Source organism: Bacillus sp. SG20033, assembly GCF_044570195.1.
Classification (GTDB): Bacteria; Bacillota; Bacilli; order Bacillales; family Bacillaceae; genus Bacillus; species Bacillus subtilis.
In genome coordinates this window covers 864272-877209 of the sequence record NZ_CP172606.1, presented here as the reverse complement: position 1 = coordinate 877209, position 12938 = coordinate 864272, and the positions used below count along the sequence as shown (strand labels likewise).

Here is a 12938-nt window from a genome sequence, read left to right as displayed (position 1 = left end):
ACAATGAAGCAGTTTACAATTAGCATAGAAGAACTCTTGTTTTGCTTTTACAGCGAAGGGTTTTTTGAACAGGGGATGGCCTTGAAGCAGGCCTATTTTCCGGAAATAGAAGATGAACAGCTCGGCGCTTTGTTCGAAGCAGCTTGCCGCTCACTCTTAGCTAAGGATGCAGCGGAATATCGGAACCATCAATATCGGTTAAAGGACGAGTACTGTCCGTTTATCCATGTATTAAACGACGCTGACTATACAGTGAAGCTTTCTAAATTTAACGGGCAAGGCGCCGAACAGAATGTGTCCTGCCATGTATCAAAATTCGGCACCTACTCTCACGAACTCCTTTTTGATGAACAAGTCCATCGCATTACAAAAATGGAATCAAGTGAAGGGTTACTTGCTAAGACAGATGAGTTTTTACATATAATAGATACAGAGGATAAAAGAGAATCGATTGTGACATTGGCATCAAATGAATTTGAAAAACTCTTGGAGGGCGCTTCAGACAACCCTTCATATCTAAAAGAGTTCCTTGAAAAACATGACCACCAAGAGGACGTTACCCGATTTGCAAATGATCTGGCTTTGCGGAAAGGGAAAATGGATACACTTATGCGTCTGGCATATGGCAAAGATAACACTCCTGAAGTGGCTGACATGGCATTTGTCCTGCCGGGGGCCCACCATACTTGGCTTGTCACAGGCATCACCCAGAATGAATTTTCTATCCTCCCTGCTCATAAGGATGTTGTAAATCAAATCATTTCAAAATGATAAGAATTGAATTAACAAAAGGAGAAAAGCATTGAAAAACCAAGAAATCATTGAAGTCAAAAGCAAAATGTTCCTGAGAATATGGGCTTTTGTCGGATCTGCCGGTATGGGATTAGCATGTTTGTGGCTCTTTTATATGGGTATTACGTTTCAAACGAAATATTACCTATTAGCCATTCCTGCTGGCTTTCTGTTCACCTTGTTTTGTTTATATTTATTCATCATCTTCTTTCCGGCTTTCACCCCGCGGGGAAATACCATTTTCCGCATCAAGACAGGAAAAAATGGAGAAGTGTTCACTGACAAAGTGTCTGTTACGTTTACTGATATCAAGAAAATTGAGATGAGCCGCCATAAATTTAGTCTAAAAGGAATTTTCCAGGAAGATATATTGATCCAAACCGTTGATCAGAAGACCATTCGCATTCCCACTTGGAACATCATTCCGAATCCGTTGTTTTTCGAAGCGGTTGAACGCTATATCCTTCCCCATCTGAATGAAGAGGCGAAAAGCAATTGGATCGGACAGTTTACAGACATCCAACGCAGTGCGTATTTGAAAGAATTTGAGAATCATCCGAAGCTTTAGGGGCAGCACATGATTGAAGTAAAAAGCATGATGTTTCTAAGGGCTTGGCTGTTCCTCGCTACAGGGGGCGCCTTTATTGTGGGCGTCTGGCTGGTGTCTGAAGCTCTCACGTTTGAATCTAAATATGCCCTGCTTTATTTGGGCGGCGGATTACTGGCGATGATTTATGGATTGAGCACATTCTTTATGGCTTTTCCTGCGTTCACAAGCCGTGGAAATGTCATTTTCAGCATAAAGACCGGACCTAGTGGCGAAATCTTCTCGAGAAAGCGCAGCGTGCTGTTTTCCGAGGTGAAGCGGCTTTATATGGGACGCCATCAATACAGTTTGAAAGGGATCTTTTTTGAGGATATTATCATCGAGAAAACAGACGGCAAAATCGTTCGAATCCCGACCTGGAACATCATCGCGAATCCGCTGTTTTTCGAAGCGGTTGAACGCTATATCCTTCCCCATTTGAATGAAGAGGCTCAAAACAATTGGATCAGCCAATTTACAGAGGTTCAGCGAAAAGCGTATTTGAAGGAATTTGAGAATCATCCGAAGCTTTAAAAGCTCTCCTCCTCTATAATGAAAGATAAATGCAAATTGAGGAGTGCTCATGATGCTGATTACCATTCTTTTATTTCTCGCGGCAGGGCTTGCTGAAATTGGCGGCGGATATCTGGTTTGGCTATGGCTGAGAGAGGCAAAGCCAGCCGGCTACGGAATCGCCGGGGCGCTGATCCTCATTGTATACGGCATTCTTCCGACGTTTCAGTCCTTCCCATCCTTCGGCCGTGTATACGCCGCTTATGGCGGAGTATTCATCGTGCTTGCGGTCCTGTGGGGATGGCTTGTTGACCGGAAAACACCTGATCTGTATGACTGGATCGGCGCATTCATTTGTCTCATCGGTGTCTGTGTTATTTTATTTGCGCCGCGCGGATAACAAAATGGCCTGCTTATGAAGCGGGCCATTTTTGTTTAATCCTCTTTTAAGCTGTTCAGCTGCACTTCATGCTCCTCTTGCGGTTCGTCAAGCGGATAAATTCTTGCTGTTCCAGTTTCTTCATTTACGTGCTGAATGTAAATAGGAACGCCGTTATATGTTACTTTCTTCATGTCGGGAGATTCTACAATTTCTTTCGCCCTTTGAATATTCATCGTAACACCCTCCTTCAATACATAACGTTTCCATTTCCTGAAGGAAGTATGCTTTATGATTCAGCGGACAAGTTGAATTTTTTCAGGCGTTTGTAGAAAGTGCTTCGGGGGATCCCGCTGATTTTTGCGGCTTGAGAGACGTTTCCTTTTGCAGATTCAAGCGCTTTGATCATCATATCCTTTTGGATTTTCTCACGAAAGGTAAGCACGCCGGCAGCAGCCGGCTTTTTTTCTGCAGAGCTGGCCGGCAGCCCAGCGGCTTCCAGTAAAGCGGAAAGCGGTTCATCCCTCAGCCGGCCGTCCGGAAATCTGATAGAAAGACGTTCAAACACATTAAACAGCTCACGGATATTCCCCGGCCACTTCCATTGCTTCAGCACATGACAAAAATCAGAAGGAAGTTCGCCTGGCCAATGATTCTTCTGTTTGTAGTACTCAAAGAGGTCCGGGATATCCTCGGTGCGATCGCGTAATGGAGGGAGTTCAATTGGATAGACATGAAGACGGTAAAATAAGTCCTCTCTGATTTTTCCGTTTGCGGCAAGCTCGCGTAAATCACAATGTGTGGCGGCAATAACTCTGATATCAACCGGAATTTCTTTCGTCCCGCCGATTGGCGTTATCTTGCGTTCCTGAAGCACCCGTAAAAGTGCAACCTGCATCGAGTGGGAAATTTCTCCGATTTCATCTAAAAATAATGTGCCTTGATTCGCTTTTTGAAAGGCGCCTTTATAGCCATTTCGTTTCGCTCCCGTAAAAGCGCCCTCTGCATATCCGAACAGTTCGCTTTCAATCAAATCAGACGGAATCGCTCCGCAATTGACAGCAACAAACGGACCGTGACGTCTCTCACTGTTCTCATGAAGAGCGCGAGCCGCGACTTCCTTTCCCGTACCAGTTTCGCCCGACAAACAGACCGTTGCATCTGCCGCAGCTGCACGTTCAAGGTTCATCAGCATCGCTTGCGATCGACCGCTTTGCCCGATCACTCCATTGAATCGAAACACCTTCTTTTTCTTTTGTTCCGAAAGATAAAAACAAGTGCCGCCATCTCCTATGGTGACAGCTTTTTCGATTGAGTAGCCCCGTTCCTTCAACTCATACAGGTGCCGGCCCTGCCAATCCGGCATTGAGGTTCGAATCGGTATGCTCGCACTGATGATGTGCTGCTTGATATTGCATAGCACCATCGGCACACTGGATGCAGCCCTCTCTCCAAAACGGCTGATCAGCTCGAGCTCTTTCTCACGGCTTTTAGCTGCGAGTTCCCGTTCAGCTGCATAGGCGATCGCAGTGGCAATACCGAGCATATGAGGATGAGCGCCTGCCGCCGGACACGATATGTCAATCACACCCGCAAGGCTGCCATCCTCATGGTGAATCGGAGCGGCTGAACAGTTCCAAAGATGGGAAGCAATGGAGTAGTGCTCTGATCCTTGTATCGCAACCGGCTCGCTGATGTGGAGCGCCGTGCCAATCGCATTTGTTCCGACAGCCGTTTCCGTCCAGCATGCCCCTTCGACAAAGTTGATGCGTTTGGCTTCATAGAGCGCGCGGGGATGGCCGTCCAATGCCAGAACAACACCGTCTGAATCAATTAACAGCGCCATCATTTCCATTTCTTTTATGGCAGGCAGCAGTTTTTCGAGGTAAGGCTTTGCGGTCGTCAAGAAGAATGAATGTTTTTTTGACTGCTGATCCAGCTCCGTTTGCTGTAAAACCTTCGGGCCTTTTTCTAAATAAGGATTGACCTCAGCTTTTTTGCAGCGATGCCATGACTCGGCAATCCGTTTTCTTAATCGGGCTTCGTCAAGCACACCGTCTTTCACAAAACGTTTCCAGGTTTGCAAATCGTTTGGGACCGAATTCATTTCCTTGATCGCTCCTCCCTTACACGCCGTTTTCATCTATTGTAGGGGAAAAATAAAGCGCTTTCAACAATAAAAAAGCAGGCGCCTTATATCCATGCGCCTGCTTTTTCCTTTATTATGCATGTACCGCAAGGCCGATCGTGCTTAACAGCGCCTCATGCAATGTTTCCGATAAAGTCGGATGGGCGGCGATAAAATGCTCCGCCATATCTGCCGTCATCTCACCATTCATGATCGCTGCCGCTTGGCCGATGAGCTCGGTTACATCCGGGCCAATCATCGAGACACCCACGATTTCGCCGAATTCCGGTTCAGCCATGATTTTGACCTTTCCTTCCGCTTGCTGTTTAATGAGCGCCTTGCCGTTTGCGGAAAAAGAAAATTCGCCGATCTTCACATCCCCGTATATGCTTCTTGCCTGTCGTTCTGTCATTCCGATACACGCGATTTCCGGGGACGTATAGATGCAGCGCGGCACATGTTTCTCATTGATTTTGACATCCCTTCCGGAAGCATGAGAAGCAGCGATGATGCCCTCATGGAAAGCGGCATGCGCCAGCTGAATGCCCCCTATAGCATCTCCGCACGCGTAAATATGAGGCACGTTCGTCTGCATGTGCCCATTCACCGGAATGCCCTTTGGAGAAAAATCAACTCCGGCCTGTTCCAGCTGCAATCCGTCAAGACGGGGTTTTCTGCCGATCGCCACCAGCACATAATCGGCCTTCGTTTTAAACTCTCGCTGACCGCTTTTCCATATTGCCGTTTTAGCCGTTTGATCCACCCGCTCTAATCTGGATGAGGTATGCACTTCGACACCGTCTTCCTCAAGTTTCTCCTGAAAGAGTCGGGCAATATCTTCATCTTCAGCCGGGATCAGCTGGTCCGCTGTTTCAATGATGGTCACCTTCGATCCCAATCTGGCGAACAGCCCTGCATACTCACACCCGATGACACCGCCGCCGACAATGACTAGTGAAGACGGAATCTCGGAAAGAGAAAGCGCGTCTTTGCTGTCGATGATCCATTCGCCGTCAAACGGGGCGAAAGGCAGCTCGATTGGCTCTGATCCGGAGGCAATCAATACTTGGTCCGCCTCTCTGATTTCTTTTCCGTTTTCTCCTTCGATTAAGAGCTTTCTTTCAGAAAGAAAGGAGGCTGTTCCCTTTACAACCTGTATTTGATTTTTCTTCATTAGGTACTGAACGCCTTGGACAAGCTGACTGACAACCTGTTGTTTTCGGCTTTGCATTTTACTCCAATCGACTGATATCGCACCTGCCGGAAGTTCGATTCCAAAGCTGTCGGCATGCTTGATTTTATCAAGAACGTTTGCGCTTTCTAACAAAGACTTTGTCGGGATGCAGCCTTCATTCAGGCAGGTCCCCCCAAGCTTGCCTTTGTCAATGAGCAGCACGTTTCTGCCCTGCTGTGCCGCGGAAACCGCAGCCGCATAGCCTGCAGGTCCGCCGCCGATAATGGCTAATGTCATGTCGTTTTCACCTGCTTTTCCTATAAAATTAATGCTGCGGGTTCTTCCAAATATGTTTTAATCGCCTTCAGGTATGCAGCGGCAGGGGCGCCGTCACACGCTCTGTGATCAAATGTCAGGCTGAGCGGCAGGATCGTGCTTCTGACGATCGCCTCCCCTTGATACACCGGTGTGTCATAGCTTGCTCCGATGCCGAGAATGCCTGTTTCCGGCGGATTGAGTATCGGTGTGAAATGCTCAACTCCAAACGCGCCAAGGTTTGTAATGGAGAAGGTAGAGCCTTGCAGTTCTTCGCTTCCCGCACGTCCCTCGCGTGCTTTTTTGGCATTTTCTGAGATGGATTGAGCCAGTTCAATTAGCGATAGCTTTTCAGCATGGCGGATGACAGGCACCACTAAGCCATTTTCCAAGGCTACAGCCATACCAAGGTGTACATGGGGATGTGTGATGATGCGCTCATTTTGATAAAAGCTGTTCAGCACAGGGTGAGCTTGCAGGGCGAGAACGGCGGCTCTTGAGACAAAATGAGTGATCGTCAGTTTTGTGCCGTATCTCTCTTCCGCAGTTGATGAAAGCTGTTTTTGAAGAGTGGCAAGCTTAGTGATATCAGCCTTCATCGTGATCGTCAGCTGCGCGCTGTTTGCCAGGCTTTCCTGCATTCGGGCAGCGATAACCTTTCTCATGCCTGTCACCGGGATTTCCTGCGCTTTCTGTTCCGAACCAGGCTTTGCCTGATCTTTTTTCTGTTCAGCAAGAGCCTTTGTTACGTCATCCTTCACGATTCGTCCGCCTGGTCCAGTTCCTTTCAGTTGTTTTAGGTCTAATCCTGCTTTTTCTGCTATTTTCCTGGCGACTGGAGATATTTTCATTCGATCTTTTTTGGAGGCTGCGGGTTTGTTTTCTTGTTTGACCGGCTCGACGGCTTGCGGCACATTGTCTTCAGCAATAGGCGCACCCGCCTCTTCCTGCACCGACTCATTGGCGTCCCCGATATAGCAGATAGCTGTGCCGGGCGGAACCTCTTCTCCCTCTTTCACTTTGATATCGATCAGCGTTCCTTTTTCAGGCGCTTCGATCTCCATTTCAATTTTCTCCGATTGAATGCTGGCAATGCTTTCTCCCTTTTCAACCGGGTCGCCTACTTTTTTATTCCATATCGATACTTCCCCTTGTTTCATGGCCATTCCCAATTTTGGCATCACTACTTTTACCGCCATTTGTGTCCCCCCTTTAGTTCATTGCCGGCTCGCCAAGCAATTCAAGCGTGACGCTGACAATTTTATCTGGTGTCGGCAAATATTGATCTTCAAGCACTGGTGAAAACGGAACCGGTGTATGCGGCGCTGTAATCCGTTTAATCGGCGCATCAAGCAAATCAAAGCCCTTGTCAGCAACAAGCGCAGCAATATCCGTGGCAATGCTGCATCGCGGATTGGCTTCATCAATGATGATCAGCCGGTTTGTTTTTTCTAACGATGTGAAAATCGCATCCTCATCCAGAGGAGACAGACTGCGGGGATCAAGCACCTCAGCTTCGATGCCCCTCTCTGAAAGCTGTGCAGCCGCTTCAAGCGCAGTATTGACCTGCTTGCCGACTGCAAAGAGCGTAACATCATTGCCCTCGCGTTTGATATCCGCTTTTCCGAGGGGAATTGTATAATAATCTTCCGGCACCTCGCCCTTCATGTTGTAGGACGTTTTGTCTTCAAAGAAGAACACCGGATCATTATCTTCTATTGCTGCAAGCAGAAGACCTTTGGCATCATACGGATTGGATGGAACAACTGTCTTCAGTCCAGGGATGCTCGTGAAAAGGCCATACAGCGCTTGTGAATGCTGGGCAGCGGCTCGGAACCCTGCTCCGTATGTGGTGCGGACGGTAATCGGCACTTGCGCTTTTCCGCCGAACATATAACGGAATTTTGCCCCTTGGTTGATCACCTGATCAAAGCACGTGCCGATAAAATCGTTAAACATCAGCTCGGCAATCGGTCTCAAACCGGTTGATGCCGCAGCCATAGCCGCACCCATATAGCCCGCCTCAGAAATCGGTGTGTCCAGCACTCTTGTGCGCCCGAATTCCTGTACGAGTCCCTTTGTGACCCCTAATACACCGCCCCATGCTTCATCATCCTGCAAATGATCGACCGCCGCTCCCCCGGCGACATCCTCACCGATCAAAAGCACATTTTCGTCTCTTCTCATCGCAAGCTTCATTGCCTCATTGATCGCGTCTGACATGCTTATGACTCTCGCCATCTCTTACATTCCTCCTTTTTCATATGACACGTACACATCTGTCAGCAGCTCCGAATCTTTTGGATATGGACTGTCTTCGCTGAACGAGACAGCTTTTTCAATCGATTCGCTGACACGCTGTTCAATGTCTGACAGCTTATTAGCATCTGTTTCTTTTAAAAGGTAGTTTTTAAAACCTTGAATGGCATCTTTTTCTTCAAGGTGTTCAACTCTTTCATCCTTGGTTTTATAGGTCTGGGCATCCCCTTCGAAATGGCCGTAGTTTCTGTAGGTCATACATTCAATCAAAGACGGGCCGCCGCCGTTTCTTGCTCTTTCTATCGCTTCCTCGGCTGCCTGGTAAACTGCTAAAATATCTTTCCCGTCAACTGTAACCCCCGGCATGTTATAAGCAGCCGCCCGATCGGCGATTGAATCACAGGCTGATGCGTACTCAAATGGGGTGGCTTCGCCATAGCCGTTGTTTTCAGCGACAAACACGACAGGAAGGTTCCATACAGCCGCTAAATTCAGCCCTTCGTGGAAGGTGCCTTGGTTATTTGCCCCGTCCCCGAAAAAGCAAACGCTTACATTTTTAGTCTGTTTATATTTAGCCGTGAGCGCTGATCCGCATGCGAGCGTAAAGCCGCCCCCGACGATTCCATTTGCGCCTAACATGCCTTTATCAAGATCCGCAATGTGCATAGAACCGCCCTTGCCTTTGCACAATCCGGTCGCTTTCCCGAAAATTTCCGCCATCATGCCGTCCAGGTCACAGCCTTTGGCGATACAATGTCCATGTCCCCTGTGGGTGCTTGTAATGCTGTCGCCATCATGTAAATGAGCGCACACCCCTACAGCCACGGCTTCCTCACCGGCATATAAATGAACGAATCCGGGAAGCACTCCCTGGGCGAACAGTTCATGCACTTTGTCTTCAAAGCCCCTGATCTCCAGCATCTTTTGGTACATCCACAGCGCTTTTTCCTCAGTTAATGACAAGCCTTCTCGTTTTAACAATTCCATTTTGTGCGCCTCCTTCTATTTAGGGTTCACCATTATAAATGCAAGAAGTGTGCCAGTCTTTTGAGCCCGTAAAATCAGTCTTCTCGTCTTCACTTTGGAGACAGTTTGAGACGGGTGTCTCGTTTTGTCTCAAACTGATTCATTTGTCTCGTTTTACAGCATGCAAAAAAAGACCGGATATCACCCGGCCTTTGACAATGATCGACGTATTTATTTCCTTGGAAATCTTTTTAACTTCCTAGTTCCTCTGCATCGTTTGACTGAATAGCTGCTTTTGAAAGAAAATCAATTGAATATTTGACATATCCAATACCGCCGTCCCCGTCCTTCTGCATACAGTCTATCGTGCCGTTTGAGTATGTATATCCCTTTTCATTAAGCGTTTTTCTGACCGTTTCCGCCATCTTTGCGGCATCTGTTTTTGATAACCCGCTGGCGTCTAACTGAATCGTCATGCTCATAGGCGCTTTTTCAGCCAGCTGTTTGTTCCATTTTGTATCTAACGTGAACTGTCCGTTTTCAATACTCAAAGCAGCATCAGCTTTTATAAGTCGAGGAACCGCTTTTTTCAGATCTGCTTCGATTGCCTTCGTTGCTTCTTCATTTACATGTTTTGATACTGATTCGGTATACGCTTCTTCAATTCCATCGCACGTTACTTTAGGATGCAGAAATCCCTTCGTACACATTGGGTAGCGATGAGATTGGGAGGTTGCTTCGAATACATATTCAGAGGTTTTAGCGTTATATACCCCATTCGTGATCTTGATTTCTTTCTTAGGATAGGTTTGTTTCACATAAGAGACTAGCTTCTGTTCTGCAGCATTTTTCGAAAATGGATCACCGAACCATACATGATAGATATATAGTCCGCATCCGAATAACGCAATGGCAAGCAAGCCAAACACAAGTTTTTTCATGTTCCCACTCTTTTCCTCATATGTACGTGCTACAGTTCATGCTTTTCTTCAACAGCCCGGTTCAGCGCTTGGAGCATATAGCCTATGCCTTTGTAAGATGATAGCGGCCAGCTGATATGCTGGTGTTCTCCGATGACGGCGTTTAGAACGCTTCGATATTTTTTTCCGCCAAGCATGACTAGCTCTTCGATATCAGAAAAGCCTTTTTCGTGAAATTGGCGGCTCAGCTCGTCCGCTGTCATGATTTCCGGATGACCGGTGCCAAAAGTGACATCGTAATTTCCCGAAACGAGATCATCAGGGCGGAGGAACCCGTGCTTCGCAGACAAAATCACCCACTCATCGAAAAATGCTTTCGCATACCGTTCGCACGCCTGATGAAACGGGCTGAGATAAGCGTCCTCTGCTCTTACCGGCCCGGCATCAGGCTGGGCGTCCCAGATTTTTTTCTTGCCGCAGGGGATGATGCATAGTCGTTTCATTTTCCTCTCCCCCTTTATAAGATATCTCCACTAAATATACCATTATTTTCTTACAATAAATTAGAGAAAAGACAGGCTGAGTAAAAGCTGCGTACAAAAAAGACCCGGATTTACCGAAAATCCAGGTTTATTTTAGTCAAGAATGGTGTAAAAATCCCTTTATTTTGTTAGCCTTTTTTGAATCAAGCACTGCTGTTATTTTACCCCATCAAGATACTTTCTCTCAAAGTCGTCGAGCAATGCACGCACTTCATCTGTTGACTTTGTGTTCATGCATTGGTTTCTTAATTCACTTGCCCCTCGGAACCCGCGGAGGTAAATCTTGAAAAAGCGAGGAAGAGGCTTGTACGGACGCGCTTCTAATGCTGAATATTTGTCATGGAGATCCAGATGCAGCCTTAAGAGATCAAGCAATTCCTTGCTGCTATGCTCTTTTGGCTCCTTTTCAAAGGCAAATGGATTTGTAAAAATACCGCGCCCTATCATAATTCCATCAACACCGTATTGTTCAGCAAGTTTCAAGCCGGTTTGGCGGTCAGGGATATCTCCATTGATTGTCAACAGTGTATCTGGTGCCACCTCATCACGAAGTTTCTTAATCTCCGGGATGAGCTCCCAATGCGCATCTACTTTGCTCATTTCTGCCCTTGTACGCAGATGAATAGAAAGATTCGCAATATCCTGTTTCAAAATGTGTGTCAGCCACTCGCGCCATTCATCCACATCCGTGTATCCAAGTCTTGTCTTCACGCTTACAGGCAATCCCCCTGCTTTTGCAGCTTGTATTAATTCTGCCGCAACTGCAGGACGGCAAATAAGGCCGCTTCCCTTTCCATTCCCCGCAACATTAGGCACAGGACAGCCCATATTGATATCTAGTCCTTTAAATCCTAACTCTGCCATGCCAATACTCATTTTACGAAAGTTTTCAGGCTTATCTCCCCATATATGGGCCACAATTGGCTGTTCATCCTCTGTAAAAGTCAAACGGCCGCGCACGCTATCCTTCCCATCCGGGTGGCAATAGCTCTCTGAGTTTGTGAACTCTGTAAAAAATACATCCGGTCTGCCTGCTTCACTTACTACATGCCGGAAAACAACATCTGTCACATCTTCCATTGGTGCCAGTACAAAAAATGGCCGTGGTAATTCACGCCAGAAATTTTCTGTCATAACAAAAATCAAATCCTTTCATTAGGGGATACGGCTATACCTGTATCTCAATATTAAAAAACTGACCATGCTTCTTTTCGCATGCGAAAGCATTTCTTATCAATCTATAGTAAATTTTGAACATTTCACGTGGGATGATTATCTACCCTATTTTTTATATTGTGGTTAACTGGCGCTGACCTTCGTCTTTCTTAGTGGCCTTACTTTTGAACTTTTGGATAAAAAGGATTCCAACCTAAATAGAATATCATATGAGTTCTCCATATTACCAACGCAAAATAATTGTCCTGTTATTGAAAATAAGATATTTAACGCTACACCATATCCGTATCTCAATATCATATTTGCGGAAAAACTAATTTCAAGAGATAAACTTTGATTAAGCAAATTGAGTTGGGGGTGGTATAACTGAGTACTCAAGAGAATGAAAAAGCTTTAACTTACGGCTTGCTACTACTTGTGAATCACATGTGGTAAAGAGGATGAGAACGGTAATCCTGCTCCAGAACCAATAAAATAGACTGCTGACTAAGTGTCGCAGTCTTCACTCATAATATAATTAAAGAAAGTGTTCATTTTCTTTCATCATTAAATAAGGCATCAGAAGTTATTGCTTTAATTTCGACTATCCTTTGTTATCCCTGTAATTATTTGTATAATAGTGAAAATCCCCAAGAGAACAGTAATAATATTAAACCATGGATTTTCATAGAATGAAAGATATGTTTGAAAGAAATCTAGTTCAACTATGTTTGCTGGGAATCCATTCATTTCTCTATACTTAGGACCCCATCCCGTTAATTCTACAAAATTAAAATAAAGCTGAGATACTAAAAATGCCAAAAATGTTTGAAACCAACTTCTTTTATATAACGGTCGTTTTTTATATACTTTATCCATTTAGTTATCCATTTCCTTCTCTGCAATACTTTTTAGCCAAGTGTCAATCTAAATTATTATGAAGCATGATTGTCGCAAGGATATAACCATTGTAGGTATTACTGTAATAGTTGTTATCGTCGGCACTATTATTTAATTGTTGTAGTGCTCATACGTTATTCATTTTAAAATGGGGTTGGCCATCATTTTCACCTCTTTCGTTTATTACAATGTTTCAACTTTTTACATCGAATGACTCTTGAAATGATATACGCCATACCTTTCCTTATATTCCTATAATCAATATTTCACACGTAATAACTGCAAGTCAATATATAATTTTACAAATTA

The 12938-nt window shown here is 45.6% G+C and carries 14 protein-coding genes; 4 read left to right on the top strand and 10 right to left on the bottom strand.

Annotated features, from left to right (window positions below):
* Window positions 1-3 precede the first annotated feature (3 nt).
* Genes ACFVP7_RS04465 through ACFVP7_RS04450 form a run of 4 tightly spaced genes read left to right on the top strand, consistent with a single transcriptional unit; the run spans window position 4 to window position 2291 of the window.
* On the top strand, window positions 4-771 hold the full coding sequence (locus tag ACFVP7_RS04465) for a hypothetical protein (protein ID WP_041332824.1): 768 nt from the start codon (window positions 4-6) through the stop codon (window positions 769-771).
* Window positions 772-802: 31 nt separating this feature from the next.
* A complete protein-coding gene (locus ACFVP7_RS04460) occupies window positions 803-1360 on the top strand; it encodes a YfjD family protein (RefSeq protein WP_003244496.1) in 558 nt (185 codons plus the stop codon).
* Between the two features lie 9 nt (window positions 1361-1369).
* On the top strand, window positions 1370-1912 hold the full coding sequence (locus ACFVP7_RS04455) for a YfjD family protein (protein ID WP_338732822.1): 543 nt from the start codon (window positions 1370-1372) through the stop codon (window positions 1910-1912).
* A gap of 49 nt (window positions 1913-1961) precedes the next feature.
* Entirely contained in the window at window positions 1962-2291 is a 330-nt protein-coding gene (locus ACFVP7_RS04450; protein WP_010886445.1) for a YnfA family protein, read from the top strand.
* A gap of 35 nt (window positions 2292-2326) precedes the next feature.
* On the opposite strand, the gene ACFVP7_RS04445 is transcribed toward ACFVP7_RS04450, so the two are convergent.
* From ACFVP7_RS04445 to ACFVP7_RS04400, 10 genes are all read right to left on the bottom strand, one after another.
* Window positions 2327-2506, bottom strand: a complete 180-nt coding sequence (locus ACFVP7_RS04445; protein ID WP_003244276.1) for a small acid-soluble spore protein H — start codon at window positions 2504-2506, stop codon at window positions 2327-2329.
* Window positions 2507-2559: 53 nt separating this feature from the next.
* Window positions 2560-4377, bottom strand: coding sequence for an acetoin dehydrogenase operon transcriptional activator AcoR (acoR, locus tag ACFVP7_RS04440; RefSeq protein WP_396583023.1), 1818 nt, complete (start codon window positions 4375-4377; stop codon window positions 2560-2562).
* A 115-nt stretch (window positions 4378-4492) separates the two neighbouring features.
* Window positions 4493-5869 carry an acetoin dehydrogenase complex dihydrolipoyl dehydrogenase gene (gene acoL / locus ACFVP7_RS04435; protein ID WP_029317474.1) on the bottom strand — a complete coding sequence of 459 codons (1377 nt, stop codon included), beginning with the start codon at window positions 5867-5869 and terminating at the stop codon, window positions 4493-4495.
* Between the two features lie 20 nt (window positions 5870-5889).
* The gene (gene acoC / locus ACFVP7_RS04430) at window positions 5890-7086 is read right to left on the bottom strand and encodes an acetoin dehydrogenase complex dihydrolipoyllysine-residue acetyltransferase (protein WP_396583022.1); all 1197 of its coding nucleotides are present in this window, start codon (window positions 7084-7086) and stop codon (window positions 5890-5892) included.
* Between the two features lie 13 nt (window positions 7087-7099).
* The gene (acoB, locus tag ACFVP7_RS04425) at window positions 7100-8128 is read right to left on the bottom strand and encodes an acetoin:2,6-dichlorophenolindophenol oxidoreductase subunit beta (RefSeq protein ID WP_014476166.1); all 1029 of its coding nucleotides are present in this window, start codon (window positions 8126-8128) and stop codon (window positions 7100-7102) included.
* A 3-nt stretch (window positions 8129-8131) separates the two neighbouring features.
* The gene (gene acoA / locus ACFVP7_RS04420; RefSeq protein WP_015383114.1) at window positions 8132-9133 is read right to left on the bottom strand and encodes an acetoin:2,6-dichlorophenolindophenol oxidoreductase subunit alpha; all 1002 of its coding nucleotides are present in this window, start codon (window positions 9131-9133) and stop codon (window positions 8132-8134) included.
* A 230-nt stretch (window positions 9134-9363) separates the two neighbouring features.
* Window positions 9364-10053 carry a hypothetical protein gene (locus ACFVP7_RS04415; RefSeq protein WP_038829505.1) on the bottom strand — a complete coding sequence of 230 codons (690 nt, stop codon included), beginning with the start codon at window positions 10051-10053 and terminating at the stop codon, window positions 9364-9366.
* 29 nt (window positions 10054-10082) lie between these two features.
* Complete coding sequence (locus tag ACFVP7_RS04410) at window positions 10083-10535, bottom strand: DUF6884 domain-containing protein (RefSeq protein ID WP_072175495.1); 453 nt, start codon at window positions 10533-10535, stop codon at window positions 10083-10085.
* Between the two features lie 195 nt (window positions 10536-10730).
* Complete coding sequence (locus ACFVP7_RS04405; protein WP_396583021.1) at window positions 10731-11708, bottom strand: tRNA dihydrouridine synthase; 978 nt, start codon at window positions 11706-11708, stop codon at window positions 10731-10733.
* 615 nt (window positions 11709-12323) lie between these two features.
* Entirely contained in the window at window positions 12324-12608 is a 285-nt protein-coding gene (locus ACFVP7_RS04400) for a YfzA family protein (RefSeq protein ID WP_072175493.1), read from the bottom strand.
* Between the last annotated feature and the right edge of the window lie 330 nt (window positions 12609-12938).